Origin of the sequence: Umboniibacter marinipuniceus (assembly GCF_003688415.1) — a bacterium.
GTDB classification, from domain to species: Bacteria; Pseudomonadota; Gammaproteobacteria; order Pseudomonadales; family DSM-25080; genus Umboniibacter; species Umboniibacter marinipuniceus.
The window spans coordinates 41,118-52,996 of record NZ_REFJ01000002.1 but is presented as its reverse complement, the minus strand read 5'-3'; the positions used below and the strand labels follow the sequence as shown (position 1 = coordinate 52,996).

At 48.4% G+C, this 11,879-nt stretch carries 18 protein-coding genes; 2 read left to right on the top strand and 16 right to left on the bottom strand.

Going from position 1 to position 11,879, the window contains the following annotated elements:
* Nucleotides 1-192: 192 nt before the first annotated feature.
* The 9 genes from DFR27_RS03920 to DFR27_RS03880 all read right to left on the bottom strand — a co-directional run bounded on the left by DFR27_RS03920 (nucleotide 193) and on the right by DFR27_RS03880 (nucleotide 5,008).
* A complete protein-coding gene (locus tag DFR27_RS03920; protein WP_121876176.1) occupies nucleotides 193-627 on the bottom strand; it encodes a hypothetical protein in 435 nt (144 codons plus the stop codon).
* Between the two features lie 41 nt (nucleotides 628-668).
* Nucleotides 669-893 carry a hypothetical protein gene (locus tag DFR27_RS03915; RefSeq protein ID WP_121876175.1) on the bottom strand — a complete coding sequence of 75 codons (225 nt, stop codon included), beginning with the start codon at nucleotides 891-893 and terminating at the stop codon, nucleotides 669-671.
* 3 nt (nucleotides 894-896) lie between these two features.
* Entirely contained in the window at nucleotides 897-1,586 is a 690-nt protein-coding gene (aqpZ, locus tag DFR27_RS03910) for an aquaporin Z (protein ID WP_121876174.1), read from the bottom strand.
* Between the two features lie 91 nt (nucleotides 1,587-1,677).
* Entirely contained in the window at nucleotides 1,678-2,139 is a 462-nt protein-coding gene (locus tag DFR27_RS03905) for a YaiI/YqxD family protein (RefSeq protein WP_121876173.1), read from the bottom strand.
* A 2-nt stretch (nucleotides 2,140-2,141) separates the two neighbouring features.
* A complete protein-coding gene (locus DFR27_RS03900) occupies nucleotides 2,142-2,585 on the bottom strand; it encodes a GNAT family N-acetyltransferase (protein ID WP_170150770.1) in 444 nt (147 codons plus the stop codon).
* Nucleotides 2,586-2,775: 190 nt separating this feature from the next.
* On the bottom strand, nucleotides 2,776-3,348 hold the full coding sequence (locus DFR27_RS03895; protein ID WP_121876171.1) for a phosphoribosyltransferase: 573 nt from the start codon (nucleotides 3,346-3,348) through the stop codon (nucleotides 2,776-2,778).
* Between the two features lie 75 nt (nucleotides 3,349-3,423).
* Nucleotides 3,424-3,975 carry a DUF3833 family protein gene (locus DFR27_RS03890; protein WP_121876170.1) on the bottom strand — a complete coding sequence of 184 codons (552 nt, stop codon included), beginning with the start codon at nucleotides 3,973-3,975 and terminating at the stop codon, nucleotides 3,424-3,426.
* Nucleotides 3,972-4,472 (bottom strand): chalcone isomerase family protein, encoded by a 501-nt coding sequence (locus DFR27_RS03885; RefSeq protein WP_121876169.1) that lies wholly within the window; start codon nucleotides 4,470-4,472, stop codon nucleotides 3,972-3,974. The genes DFR27_RS03890 and DFR27_RS03885 overlap by 4 nt, the downstream gene beginning before the upstream one ends.
* The gene (locus DFR27_RS03880) at nucleotides 4,469-5,008 is read right to left on the bottom strand and encodes a DUF2878 domain-containing protein (protein WP_121876168.1); all 540 of its coding nucleotides are present in this window, start codon (nucleotides 5,006-5,008) and stop codon (nucleotides 4,469-4,471) included. The genes DFR27_RS03885 and DFR27_RS03880 overlap by 4 nt, the downstream gene beginning before the upstream one ends.
* Before the next feature lie 323 nt (nucleotides 5,009-5,331).
* Between DFR27_RS03880 and DFR27_RS03875 the strand changes: the two genes are divergently transcribed.
* Nucleotides 5,332-6,834: a sensor domain-containing diguanylate cyclase gene (locus DFR27_RS03875; protein ID WP_121876167.1), complete on the top strand. Its 1,503-nt coding sequence runs from the start codon at nucleotides 5,332-5,334 to the stop codon at nucleotides 6,832-6,834.
* A gap of 41 nt (nucleotides 6,835-6,875) precedes the next feature.
* Here the strand turns inward: DFR27_RS03875 and DFR27_RS03870 are convergent, their stop codons facing one another.
* Genes DFR27_RS03870 through DFR27_RS03850 form a run of 5 tightly spaced genes read right to left on the bottom strand, consistent with a single transcriptional unit; the run spans nucleotide 6,876 to nucleotide 9,534 of the window.
* A complete protein-coding gene (locus tag DFR27_RS03870; RefSeq protein WP_121876166.1) occupies nucleotides 6,876-7,415 on the bottom strand; it encodes a lipocalin family protein in 540 nt (179 codons plus the stop codon).
* Nucleotides 7,412-8,128, bottom strand: coding sequence for a DUF429 domain-containing protein (locus DFR27_RS03865; protein ID WP_121876165.1), 717 nt, complete (start codon nucleotides 8,126-8,128; stop codon nucleotides 7,412-7,414). Before DFR27_RS03865 ends, DFR27_RS03870 begins: the two co-directional genes overlap by 4 nt.
* The gene (locus DFR27_RS03860) at nucleotides 8,128-8,463 is read right to left on the bottom strand and encodes a tRNA-binding protein (RefSeq protein ID WP_121876164.1); all 336 of its coding nucleotides are present in this window, start codon (nucleotides 8,461-8,463) and stop codon (nucleotides 8,128-8,130) included. Before DFR27_RS03860 ends, DFR27_RS03865 begins: the two co-directional genes overlap by 1 nt.
* Nucleotides 8,460-8,771: a putative signal transducing protein gene (locus tag DFR27_RS03855; protein WP_121876163.1), complete on the bottom strand. Its 312-nt coding sequence runs from the start codon at nucleotides 8,769-8,771 to the stop codon at nucleotides 8,460-8,462. Before DFR27_RS03855 ends, DFR27_RS03860 begins: the two co-directional genes overlap by 4 nt.
* A gap of 55 nt (nucleotides 8,772-8,826) precedes the next feature.
* Nucleotides 8,827-9,534: a ZIP family metal transporter gene (locus tag DFR27_RS03850; protein ID WP_121876162.1), complete on the bottom strand. Its 708-nt coding sequence runs from the start codon at nucleotides 9,532-9,534 to the stop codon at nucleotides 8,827-8,829.
* A 126-nt stretch (nucleotides 9,535-9,660) separates the two neighbouring features.
* Here DFR27_RS03850 and DFR27_RS03845 point away from each other — a divergent pair, with 126 nt between their 5' ends.
* Nucleotides 9,661-10,410 (top strand): class I SAM-dependent methyltransferase, encoded by a 750-nt coding sequence (locus tag DFR27_RS03845; RefSeq protein WP_121876161.1) that lies wholly within the window; start codon nucleotides 9,661-9,663, stop codon nucleotides 10,408-10,410.
* A gap of 4 nt (nucleotides 10,411-10,414) precedes the next feature.
* Here DFR27_RS03845 and DFR27_RS03840 read toward each other — a convergent pair whose 3' ends face one another.
* Together DFR27_RS03840 and DFR27_RS03835 are read right to left on the bottom strand one after the other, a co-directional pair.
* Nucleotides 10,415-11,149, bottom strand: coding sequence for a polysaccharide deacetylase family protein (locus DFR27_RS03840; protein ID WP_121876160.1), 735 nt, complete (start codon nucleotides 11,147-11,149; stop codon nucleotides 10,415-10,417).
* Between the two features lie 18 nt (nucleotides 11,150-11,167).
* Nucleotides 11,168-11,773: a DUF2238 domain-containing protein gene (locus DFR27_RS03835; RefSeq protein WP_121876159.1), complete on the bottom strand. Its 606-nt coding sequence runs from the start codon at nucleotides 11,771-11,773 to the stop codon at nucleotides 11,168-11,170.
* Nucleotides 11,774-11,879 lie beyond the last annotated feature (106 nt).

The following is an 11,879-nucleotide window of genomic DNA, read 5'->3' as shown; positions in this document are numbered from 1 at the left end:
CAAATTCTATTTTATTATTATGGTACTTTTGCTAAATCCTAGGACTTATGACCAATTAGTCACAATATTAACACAGACTTTCGATTTCTAGGCACTATAACTTTCTAAAATGAGTTCAAGTCGAAGAATATGACAGGATACTTGTTCATAATCGCAGCAATTAGGCGTACTTTACTAGGCCAACTAGATTAGCTATCGTCGTTCAATAAGCCAACGTCCGCGGACACCAAAGAGTGGTAGCATTGCTGCTAACGCGCCGGATAAGAGCGTGGCCCACCAATCTACCAAACCACTGGCAAAACCCACTGCAATCAGAACGCTCAACAACATAACCAGCAACAAACGCCGAAACAGCACTCGTTTAAGCGGCAAGAAGCTAAGGTCGAAGCCATCAACTTCGCGGCCATTAGCCGTCAACACCGCGGTGATGGCATTGCTTCTATCTGAACACGAAGCGGTACAAATCATAAACTCCACTTCGTCTACTACAAACCGCAAGCTGCGGGGAGCCTCGCTCACCACCGTATGTTCAACAAGCTTGTTATCTACCCGAATAACCTCGGCGCCTGACAGCGCCGCGGCAGAATAACTAACTTGATGGGTTTGATGTTGAAATACAATTCGCATGCCCTTCCATGGCGAAAACGAAACGGCATGTTGAGGCATCGTTACTTACCAAATAACTTCTTAGCGTTGGCTAGGACTAATGCAAGCACGTAAACGACTACCAGCTGCAACGCTAAGCGCTCCCAGTTGATATGTTCATAGGCGTGCACACCGGCTTGGCTTTCCCAGATAAAGTAATAGCTTTCGATCCCCAATGCCGAAACTGGCACATAAATAAAACACGCGATGGTGCCGACAATAGCAATAAGCCTAGCAAGATGAGACATCAATTATTCCTCTTCAGTGGTGATTGTCTTATAAATTAACGCACCTGCTAACGCTCCTACAAGGGGAGCTAGCCAAAAAACCCACATTTGTAGCATTGCCCAGTCACCCACATAGACTCCCACACCCAGGCTTCGAGCCGGATTCACCGAAGTGTTGCTCACGGGAATACTGATGAGGTGAATTAGCGTGAGACACAAGCCAATGGCTAGCGGTGCAAAACCTGCAGGCGCTTTTTTATCGGTACTGCCAAGAATCACTAACAAAAACATGGCTGTTAATACGGTTTCGGCCACAATAACGGCCGAGAGACTATAGCCTCCCGGCGAATGCGCTTCATAGCCATTTGCGGCGAAGCCATTGCTCACATCAAAGCCCGCTGCACCTGAGGCGATAACGTAGAGCACTCCACCAGCAGTGATCGCTCCGAGGCATTGAGAAGCGATATAGGGCAGAAGTTGTTTTCGCTCGAACCTACCCGCAGCCCATAGGCCGAAGGATACGGCTGGATTAAGATGACACCCTGAAATAGGGCCAATCGCATAAGCCATGGTCACAACCGTTAAGCCAAAGGCCAGAGACACCCCAAGCAAGCCAATGCCCACTTCAGGAAAACTCGCTGCCAGGACCGCCGAACCGCAGCCACCAAGCACTAACCAGAAGGTACCCCAGAACTCCGCCATGATCGCTTTCATATACCATTACCTTTGTTGTCTAGTTAACTGAAGTATATCTAGGAATTCTAGATTGGCACGGTAAAGCAAAATTTAGCTCAAATCACTGGGGCTATTTGCTACCTCTACGCAGCGCTGCGCTAAGTTCACGGTCTAGTGAATTCGCAAATTCACGTGTATCAGCGGCGCTAAATGCCTTGGGCCCACCCGTATCAACACCACTTGATCTGAGTTCATCCATAAAGTTTCGCATCGATAAACGTGCGCTGATATTCGCCTTAGTCAACTTCTCGCCCCGGAAATTCAATACCATTGCGCCTTTTTCGATGGCCTCCGCAGAGAGGGGAATATCATTGGTAATTACCATATCACCCTGCTCGCAGCGCGCCACAATCTCGTTATCCGCTTCATCAAAGCCGCTTGCTACCAGAAGGCGTTCAATAAACGGAGATCGAGGAATCTCGAAGGCGTGATTAGAGACCACGGTTAACGGTAGCTCAACGCGCTGAACAGCACGGTAAAGCGTTTCTTTTACGGGACGTGGCGAAGCATCCGCATCGAGCCAAATTTTCATCGTTACGCAAACTCTCTAATATAAGCGCGATAAACCGTATCGAGCTCGTAACCACGAGTCTCGTAGAGCTTAATTGCAGTAGTATTTGAATGGTTAGTTTCCAACTGAATTCGACAGGCGCCCCGCTCTTTGGCAAATTCTTCCGCAGCGGTCATTAACTTAGACGCCACGCTTAGTCTGCGCGCTGACGCATCCACGTAGAGATCATAGAGAATATAAATCGGCATCAAGGCTAACGAACAATAGCTGGCGTAAAGGAGCGTAAACCCTACTATACGGCCCTCATGTTCCGCAGCAAAGACATGACATTCATCCGCAGCTAAGCGTTCGTAAAGATAGGAAGTCGCCGCAGCTATATCGCTTTGGCATTGATAAAACTGACGATAGCTATCAAACAGTGGTGCGATGAGAGGTACATCGCCTAATCCTGCAGCATATATTCGCATTTTACACCTTGTAAGCACCATTGGTTAACGAGGGTTCTACCTCAGTAACCGCTTTGTTTAAGCCATCATACAAGGAAAAGGCGCGGCAACGAAACGCTAAGCGCGTAATTAACGCGCCCAGAATGGTTCGTAGCTAGTCGCTAAGTTATGGTTACCGCGCTAAGCGGCAGCACCTAGCGTAGAACGGAGCTTAAGAAAGCTTACCCAGTTCGATCAATTTATCGGCGATCACAGAAAACTCGGGTTTGTTCGCTCGAATCTCTTGCGCAGACAGGCCATCAATTTCATGGGGAAAAACCAACCACTCATTCGACTCATGGATATAGTATTCTGGGGTACGCTCGGTCTGATTATTCGAGGGTTTAAAATAAGGCGTCGCGATGCGAATCTCTGGCGTATTTTTCTTACAGGCTTTTTGCAAATCGATGATAGTCTGCTGAATGCTCAATCCCGAGTCATAGACATCGTCAACAATCAACAGCGAGTCTTCAGACTCAAGTCGCTTAATCAGGTAGGTAAGACCATGCACCTTCACGGTACGGCTTCGTTCGCCAATCCCAGTATAGGAAGAGGTTCGAATTGCAATATGATCGGACTCAACGCCTAACACATCTAGCACCTCTTGAACCATGATACCCACTGGTGCGCCACCTCGCCAAACACCTACAATGTAGTCCGGTCGAAAGCCGCTCTCGAAAATCTGTAAAGCGAGCTTAGCGGAATCTTCGAGTAGTTCTTGCGCTGAGATGTATACTTTTTCCATTTAGATGCCCTGTGGGTGCTAGTTGCGAATACGGTAAGTGTATCAGAGGGCCAGTGCGTCGATGAAAAAATTAAGCTAATCAAACGTCAACGGCTGATGTCCTCGTTCCATTACCAGTATAACTTCACCAAGGGTCAGCCCAAACTTAGAAATTTCACTTACGTTGATAACTCGGTCGTTATCAATCGCATAGATCCAATCATCGAAACGGACTTCGTAGCTGGAATCACCCACATCAAGCAGGATGTTATAGTTCAAGGTTAATTCTGGACCTGAAACACGAAGTATCGCGGTACTCAAAGTGTCATTGGCAGTGCCGCTAAAATTGCCATCACCATCTTTAACAAAGGTCCAAACACGCTGCGCTCGCTCTCCATCATCGTAGAGAAACTGTTCATCGAGCGTCCCTACGCCCTCCTCCCAAGTCCCCAGTAGATTTACCTTAAATCGTCGCATTAACTCACCACCTCGGCTGCGGACAATTCCGTAGGCGTGAAGTTCGCCGTTGAAGAATCCTTCAATATCAAAACGCGGTTCGAGGTGATCATAATTCGCCGGCGTACACGATCCTAAGGCAAACACTGCCACTGCCACTACGGCCAGACGCTGACAAAGAACTTTAATCATGGCGAAACCTCACCGCGTAGCTCCGCACCAAGCTCAGGGTACTGGGCTTCTTCTGCCAACCAGATTGCCGAAAACTGCTGACTAAACTCTTGATCCATTACTACTCCCGTGTGCTGCTCGTTGTGGTGAAAGATGGCATGACCACTTTCATCAATCATGAGTTCAAAGGTATCTCCCTCCTGAATATCTCGATATACAGCAGTCAACTCTGTAAGCCAGTTTGAACGCTGTTGGGCACTGACGCCCAAGTGCTTCCAAGAGTCTTCAGTGGCCGCTAATAAATCGGACTTGCTAATATCGATGAGATAGTTGAGACGCAGACAGAGCGGTTCTCCTCGCCGATAAGTTCCCGCTGGTGTCCGCAATTCCGCCCGATAGATATCAAACCATAGCTTCGTGAGCTCTGTTTCGCCTACTTTGGCCCACTGTTTACAGCTCGCTTCGGCGCTAAACGGCGCCAAAAAGATGATTACTGCGATAATCTTAAGAATATTCATGACTTTATCTGCCTAGAGTGAGAGGTCAGTAAATGAGGAAATAACCAGCCGAAGAACGCCCAAACTAGTCCCAAGATCAGTACGCTAACTTCCAGCCCATGCGGCAGGCTATAGGCACCGGCCTTGAAAGCTACCCAATAGGAAAATGGGCCCGAGATCCCAAAGGCAACCACAGTGATGACAACAGGCTTTTCGACAAGCCAAGCCAAGCTACTATGAAGCGTTGCTGAAAAGCAGAACCACAGAACCACCAACCAATAGGGAATTAATCGCAGATCCTCGCTACCCCCTGCGAAACTAAACAGGCCCAAAGCGGTGAGGCTCTGATCAATAGCGCAGCCTATGAGTGCCAGCACAAGCACAGACCGCAGCTGGTTGCGGATGCTTATGAACGTGAGCCCTAAGAGGGCCAAACCAGGTCCCAGCCAGGGTAGCGCCTGATGGCCGAATACCAAACTTGCCCAGGTAGCGTTAAACCACGCTAACTCGGCGAACCAAGCAACGCGGTGGGTAGCTTGTAATGGTGGTGACGTCATCTTAAAACCCAGTTGTCGTTATCTTGGGCTTGGTTACGACCAATAGCGGCAGTTGGATTGCTTTTTTCGATGTGAAGAACCGAGAACCACTTACTACTCTGCACGCATTTAACCTACCAACGACCACAGCGGTAATTCCGCGAAGAATAATCATCCGTCACGGCCAAAAAAGGCCTTGATTGATTGAAAACTTGATATCTAAGTGGACTGATCTTTAATTAGATTTGCGGTATCGGGGGGAAAGACCAGTTAATCTGAAAACAACATTTCGATAACACCTGCCATTAAGAGTGAACTAACATGTATACGCGGTCGACATAAACATGAACAAACAACAATGGGACAGTTTTGATCACTCCCTGTTGAGCTCTGTCCTAACGATTCAACAGTCCTTTATCGGTCAACTTGACCTCAAATCAGCCTTTTCTCGGATCCTTTCTGAGCTACTGACCTTAACCGGAAGCGATTATGGTTTCATTGGCGAAATTCACCACGATCCATCACCCTACATGATCGCGCATGCACTCACGGACGTGAGCTGGGATAGCGACAGTAAAGCCTTCTACGAACAACAGATGGCTAAAGGCTTTGAATTTCGGAACCTGAACACGCTTTTCGGTGTATCGCTCATCACGCAGGAACTAGTTATCTCCAATGATCCAGCTGCTGACCCTCGCAGCGGCGGCTTACCCAGAGGACATCCGAGGATGGCTTCATATCTCGGTCTACCTATTATTCATGACGGAAAAATGCTTGGCCTAATTGGGTTAGCCAATCGGCCTGGCGGATATACTAGTCAACTCGCTGCTCTTCTCGAACCGATTACATTCACTTGCGCTACCATGGTGAATGCTTTCCGTCAGCAGCAGCAGAAACAGCAGATTGAAGCCGAGCTCCTTGCCAATAATCAGCTACTCGATGCAATTCTACTAAATGTGCGAGATGGCATCGTTTTAGCTGATTACCAAGGTGTAATCGAAATTGCCAATGCCGCCGCCGCAGAGCTATTGTGCACAGACGCTGAAGCACTGACAGACAGCCATCTTCAAGACTATCTAAATGCGGAAGGTAGTAGGCTATTCGCTGCTAAATTAAAACGCTTTTTGCTCACCGGAGATAGCGATGAATTTTCATCCCATATTAATATCCAACCTAAACACAGATCAAAAGGCAGCCCTCAGTTTCTAGAATTGGGAGTGAGTGAGCTTAAACTCGCTAATCGAAAACTATTTGTCATTAACTTACACGATGTGTCTGCTCGGAGAGAGCAGGAGAGTAAACTCGAGCAAGCGAACATATCTCTGAGGGAGCTTGCTGAGACGGATGATCTAACCGAATTATCCAACCGACGAGCTTTTGACTCCTTACTTGAAGACAACTTTAGCAAGTGCAAGCGCCTTGATCTGCCATTAATGATGGCCATTGTAGACATCGACCATTTCAAGGAGTACAACGATCACTATGGGCACCCTCAAGGGGACGAAGCCTTGCGTTCATTGGCGAAAATATTTAAATCTAAACTCAAACGATGTGTGGATAGCTGTGCCCGTGTCGGTGGCGAAGAGTTTGCAATTTTAGTTGCAGGAGGAAATAGAGACGACTTCAATGGTTTGCTAAAATCCGTTAACAAAGCGCTCACGAAGCTTGCAATCGAACATCGTGCTAGCCCCTTTAATAAGCTAACAATATCAATTGGCTGCTCCGAGCTTACGAGGAAAATGACTGCGCCAGCAGAACTTTATCAGGCGGCAGATAACGCACTCTATGAGGCTAAAAACGCCGGCAGGAATCAGCGTATTTGGCACCCCACCAACGCAACGAATTAGTTGCCCTCTTCGCGTTACGAGTCGGTAGGGCGTTAATTCTCTTACAACGGTTTCAACGCTCGCTCCTGTTCCACCCAGATGAGCTCAGATAGGTCAAATCCTGCCTGAACGGCAAACGCCTCAAAACGCTGACGTTCTTGCGCAGTAATAATTGGGGTTCTCGATAACAGCCATAGATAATCACGATTGAACCCCGTTACCACCGAATACTGATAATCGTCATCTAGGCTTAGCACCACATAACTCGCGTAGAATGGACGAAAAAAGCTGACTTTTAAGTGCCCTGTCTCTGGGTCATCCACAAAATAGGCAACCCCCTCCGCCTGAGACCAAGTGTTGTCTTCTACGTTAAAGCCCCGATTCAACACTCGTACCGAACCATCTTCGTTAACTTGATATTCAGCGGTGACATCTACTAGTCCTCGTTCAAAGGAATGATCCAAACGGGCGATTTCAAACCAGGTGCCGCTGTATCGCTGGAGGGAGAAATTACTAACTGGAGACAACCCCTCGGGCACCCCCGTACAGGCGGTCACCAAGAATAGCAAAACAATGATCTTAAGTTTTTTAACTACTTTCATAACGATTCCTTAGGGACCCAGATATACCCGTCATCAACATTCCCGAAGCAGTAGTGCATTCGCCTGAAATGATAGCATCCTGCTACCAAACCACAGATAATCGCATCTAATGCGTCTTCGTTAATTTTTAAAGACTTTCCTTTAAGGCACTCAATACGCTTCGATTCGAAGAGGTACTCAACGGATTTAGCGACCACGAACTTACCGCCAGATACCCACTCGTTTAGTAGTTCAACGAGCGCGATCTGTCCGGCTCGGCGGTGATCCACCGTACCACGTTTATAGGCCAATCGTCGCTCAAGCTGGAACCACTCGATGAGGGTAGGATGCGGATAGCACTCAATTTGCCAACGCTCTTCGGCCAAATGCTCAAACCCTTGCTGGCGAAGTAAATAGCTAAAGTGACCAATCTCCTGGCGAGGATATAAGTTTAGATTGGAGGGATGACATCCGGCGTATTTTGCGCGGTACACTCGGTTCAGCTCTCGTTCACACTTGCGCATTCCCGTTTGATTTTTAACCACCAGCGGCGCATCAATCGCTAGCCCTGCTGGCTGCCATTCGTCAATTTTAGCTAGGACGTCAAAGGAACCGATAATAGTCGGAATCACCTCGCACAGCGTTAAGACACCGTGGCTAGCGTCCATTAGTGCTAACGCACTATTATTCTTCTCCAGTCTCCAAGCAAGATCCGCACCCACTAAGCGCGTCATTAGCCCAGTTTCGCGCCATTGTTAAGCGCGCGCTCTGGAACTGCTAACACCACATCGCCGTTTTGATCATAAAAACCCGTGACCAAGCACTCACTGCGAATTGGACCAATCTGCTTCGGTGGAAAGTTCACGACCGCTAGTACCTGCTTACCAATCAGTTCGTTTAAATCATAATGCACGGTGATTTGAGCGCTGGACTTTTTAATGCCGAGCTCATCGCCGAAATCGACCCATAGAAGGTAAGCGGGCCTTAGCGCCTGCTCAAAAATCTTCGCATCGACAATGGTTCCTGCGCGCAAATCGATCTTACTAAAATCTTCCCAGCTAATCGTCATATCGCATCCTCCGGATGGGTAGAACCACATTGCCAGCAAGCGCCGAATGCAAAGCCGTTGTACTCTTTGCATTCTGGGCAAACCCAGTCCTCGCCCGTTTGCTTTAACTCTTGATCAACAAACCGCAACGCACGCTGAAAATCTATATCGTCCACCACTAACTGCGGCCATGAATCAACGAAAGCCAGTTCTCCTGCAGCACCCGCTGCATACTGATTCCGCACTTCGGAAGGAACCTGTCGTAACTCAAGGACATTCGCCATCTGTTGGACCATCGCCAGAATCGGGTGGGTATAAACTTGCTTCATGCTGACGTTCTCGCGTCCTTAAACCTAACTAAAAGCGGGAATTGACTTAGCGCTACTACCCAGTCCACATTGAACCTACTAGGCCCAGCATGAAGCCAAGGACCGCCCCCATGGGCGGCAGCCAATGCGTTTCCAAACGGACCTTCGGGGCGATGTCTTGGAATACTGAATAGAGTATTCCCCCCGATGCTACCAGCATAATTCCGGAAACCCATTGCGGATAGTCTGTTAAGTATAAATAGCCAATTGACCCTGCAATGGGGCCCAGTAGAGACATCGCTATGAAGATCAGAATAATCTTAGCGCCGCGGACCACCGCATCACTACGAAGTTCTAAGTAGGCATTAAAACCCTCTGGCAGGTTCTGTAAACCGATAAGCAAAGCAAGCAAAAACGCGTTCTCTGACCCAGTTGCGAACGCCGCACCCAGTGCTACTGACTCAGGAATAAAGTCAGCTAACATAGCCGCCAACTGACTAGCTGGCGTATTAGAGCGTGCCAGCCAGATATCAAGAGCCATGAATAGCAGCCCTCCTAGTACCAGCAGCCCCGCTGCGCTGAACGGTCCAAAACCAACCACTCCCTCTGGTACTAACACCAGCGCTATCGCCGAGAGTAACGCCCCGCCACCAAACGCCATAATCGTATGCCGCAATTCATTCTTCGAACTCACCGCAGAAAAGGAGCTTATGAAGGCGCCTAGGGGCATCGCTAAGCCAGCGAGGAGCGTCGAAAGTATTACCAATAGTAAATGTTCTGTCATAGGTGGGATCCATGTGCAGCTACGTGGTCAACATCGGTATATTTGTTCAGCAGAACTCATTAGTCTATAGTCTAGACTAATAGTGGATCAATCAGCAGTATTAAATTTATATGCCACGGTGAGCCAATGATAAATAATAACCGCGTAGCCAATACTTCTTTAGAACGAATTTATCCCAGACAGATGGACCCAAACAAAGCCGCTGATCGCGACTCAATTGAGCTACATCAACAACGATATGAGTACGCGGTAAAACAGCTGTCTGGTGAACGAATCTTAGACCTTGCTTGCGGCTGTGGCTACGGCACGGCGCTCATGGCTGCCGCACACCCCGACAAGTCTTTCACCGGCGTTGATATTGACCCAGAAGCCGTCCGTTACGCAGAGGAAAACTATCAACTACCTAATCTTCGTTACCTGAGCGCTAACGCAACACTGTTTCAATCCAAGCAAGCCTTCCAGACTATTGTCAGCCTCGAGACCATTGAACACCTACCAGCAGTGGATGCACTGTTTCAGAACTTCAAACGATTGCTAGTACCCAATGGCAAACTTATCGCCTCGGTCCCCACAACGCCAACGTGCGACGGTAACCCGCACCACCTACAAGACTTTAGCGAAAGGAGCTTTAAACGTTTATTGCGTCAGTATGGATTCGATTTTTCCACTGGTTTCGAACAGGTACAGGAATGGGTATACGATGATCTCATGGCCGACGACTCAGCGGAATCAACAAGCAGGGCTAAGGGAGTTGGGCGAAACCTACTTAAGTATTACCTTAAAAAACCCTGGACCTTGATAACTCGCGTCCATGCGCTGCTCGTCCACGGTCGCTGTAATAAATACCTTACCGGGGTGTTTATTCAGCGTGATTAACGTGTCAGTTAGCACCATGACTAACGGTGGTAAAGTCCAGTTTACTGGCCTGCTCGGTGGCTAACCAATCCGCTAGCGCTGATATCGTATTGATCTTGGTTTCATGCAGCAACACAATATCCCCGCGTTTAACGCCACGAAGGCGCTGAGTTATCTCCCCAACCGATCCAAAGAAATCTCGGCCATGGCAACTCCAGCCAATCTGTTGAAGCGAATGCCGCGCTGCCGCGTGGACGGTGTTGGGTGTTGAGACACCGTATGGTGGCCGATAAATTAGCGGCGAATAGCCCAGAACCTTCGTCAAACTTTGCTGACACGCAGCCAATTCTTCATCCCAGCCCCCCTTGGAGAACAGACTGATCAAGTAGCTGTGAGTGTGAGAATGATTACCAATCTCGTGACCCTCGGCCGCAATCTGTTGAACCAGTTCTGGATACGCTTCAGCCCTAGCCCCAACGAGAAAAAAAGTGGCTTTGATCTGATATTTAGCCAATAACTGGAGTAATTCTGGGGTGGTGTCAGGATGCGGGCCGTCGTCAAAGCTGAGGCTAACCAGGTTTCCTTGATGGCGATAATAGCAGGGCGAAAATATTTGAGTATTAGGATGAAAGGCAATCCATGCCATGAGGCAAATATAGGCTAATAATAAGGCCAGCAGCCACCACAATACAGCCGAGTACAGCAACAAAGCAGCGGCGATAGCCAGGGTAATACAACGAATCAGCCAAACGGGTTTCACGATCAACACCTAGGACACTTATGCCGTATCACCCAATAGCTGAGTTAGCTGTCGGTCATGCCACTTGGCGAGTAGAATCACTGAACAAATTGCCCCCACTAGCGCCAATGCCATGTCTGACTGAGTATCCCAAACGTACCCTTGAGTACCCAAGAAGGCCTCTGCGCCCTCCCCGCTGGCTACCGCCACCCACCATTCGATTAATTCATAAAAGGCGCTAAACGCTAAACAAATCGATACGATGAACAGGTTCATCCACGCAATACTCTTCACAACCTGACGGCGAATAAGGATCTCTCGGGCCAATAACGCCGGAATGAAACCCTGTGCAAAGTGGCCGACTTTATCGTAATTATTTCGTTCCATATTGAAGGTGTCACGCAGCCAATCAAAGGCGGGGACCTCAGCATAGGTATAATGCCCACCCACCATGAGTATCCAACAATGGAGGAGAATAAAACCATACAACATTGGCGTTAGCGGGAAACGTTGGTAGCTGACGGCAAGCAATACCAACCCAATGAGCGCTGGAAGCACTTCTAGAAACCAAGTGAACTGATCCTTGGGATTAATCCCCGACCAAACTAATACCGCGGTGAAGCCGATCAGCCAAAATAGTTTCATTTCAAGTACTCCCGTTATTTACGCGACTGAGTAGTAAGCCAAACAACGGGGGTTATTTCGTTTGCTCATTTACACCCCGTTGACGGTTGGAATTATATTCAATTGC

Excerpts from the sequence above, each read along its gene's own strand:
- DFR27_RS03920 (WP_121876176.1), bottom strand. The coding sequence starts at position 627 with ATGCGAATTGTATTTCAACATCAAACCCATCAAGTTAGTTATTCTGCC.
- DFR27_RS03915 (WP_121876175.1), bottom strand. The coding sequence starts at position 893 with ATGTCTCATCTTGCTAGGCTTATTGCTATTGTCGGCACCATCGCGTGT.
- aqpZ (WP_121876174.1), bottom strand. The coding sequence starts at position 1,586 with ATGAAAGCGATCATGGCGGAGTTCTGGGGTACCTTCTGGTTAGTGCTT.
- DFR27_RS03905 (WP_121876173.1), bottom strand. The coding sequence starts at position 2,139 with ATGAAAATTTGGCTCGATGCGGATGCTTCGCCACGTCCCGTAAAAGAA.
- DFR27_RS03900 (WP_170150770.1), bottom strand. The coding sequence starts at position 2,585 with ATGCGAATATATGCTGCAGGATTAGGCGATGTACCTCTCATCGCACCA.
- DFR27_RS03895 (WP_121876171.1), bottom strand. The coding sequence starts at position 3,348 with ATGGAAAAAGTATACATCTCAGCGCAAGAACTACTCGAAGATTCCGCT.
- DFR27_RS03890 (WP_121876170.1), bottom strand. The coding sequence starts at position 3,975 with ATGATTAAAGTTCTTTGTCAGCGTCTGGCCGTAGTGGCAGTGGCAGTG.
- DFR27_RS03885 (WP_121876169.1), bottom strand. The coding sequence starts at position 4,472 with ATGAATATTCTTAAGATTATCGCAGTAATCATCTTTTTGGCGCCGTTT.
- DFR27_RS03880 (WP_121876168.1), bottom strand. The coding sequence starts at position 5,008 with ATGACGTCACCACCATTACAAGCTACCCACCGCGTTGCTTGGTTCGCC.
- DFR27_RS03875 (WP_121876167.1), top strand. The coding sequence starts at position 5,332 with ATGAACAAACAACAATGGGACAGTTTTGATCACTCCCTGTTGAGCTCT.
- DFR27_RS03870 (WP_121876166.1), bottom strand. The coding sequence starts at position 7,415 with ATGAAAGTAGTTAAAAAACTTAAGATCATTGTTTTGCTATTCTTGGTG.
- DFR27_RS03865 (WP_121876165.1), bottom strand. The coding sequence starts at position 8,128 with ATGACGCGCTTAGTGGGTGCGGATCTTGCTTGGAGACTGGAGAAGAAT.
- DFR27_RS03860 (WP_121876164.1), bottom strand. The coding sequence starts at position 8,463 with ATGACGATTAGCTGGGAAGATTTTAGTAAGATCGATTTGCGCGCAGGA.
- DFR27_RS03855 (WP_121876163.1), bottom strand. The coding sequence starts at position 8,771 with ATGAAGCAAGTTTATACCCACCCGATTCTGGCGATGGTCCAACAGATG.
- DFR27_RS03850 (WP_121876162.1), bottom strand. The coding sequence starts at position 9,534 with ATGACAGAACATTTACTATTGGTAATACTTTCGACGCTCCTCGCTGGC.
- DFR27_RS03845 (WP_121876161.1), top strand. The coding sequence starts at position 9,661 with ATGATAAATAATAACCGCGTAGCCAATACTTCTTTAGAACGAATTTAT.
- DFR27_RS03835 (WP_121876159.1), bottom strand. The coding sequence starts at position 11,773 with ATGAAACTATTTTGGCTGATCGGCTTCACCGCGGTATTAGTTTGGTCG.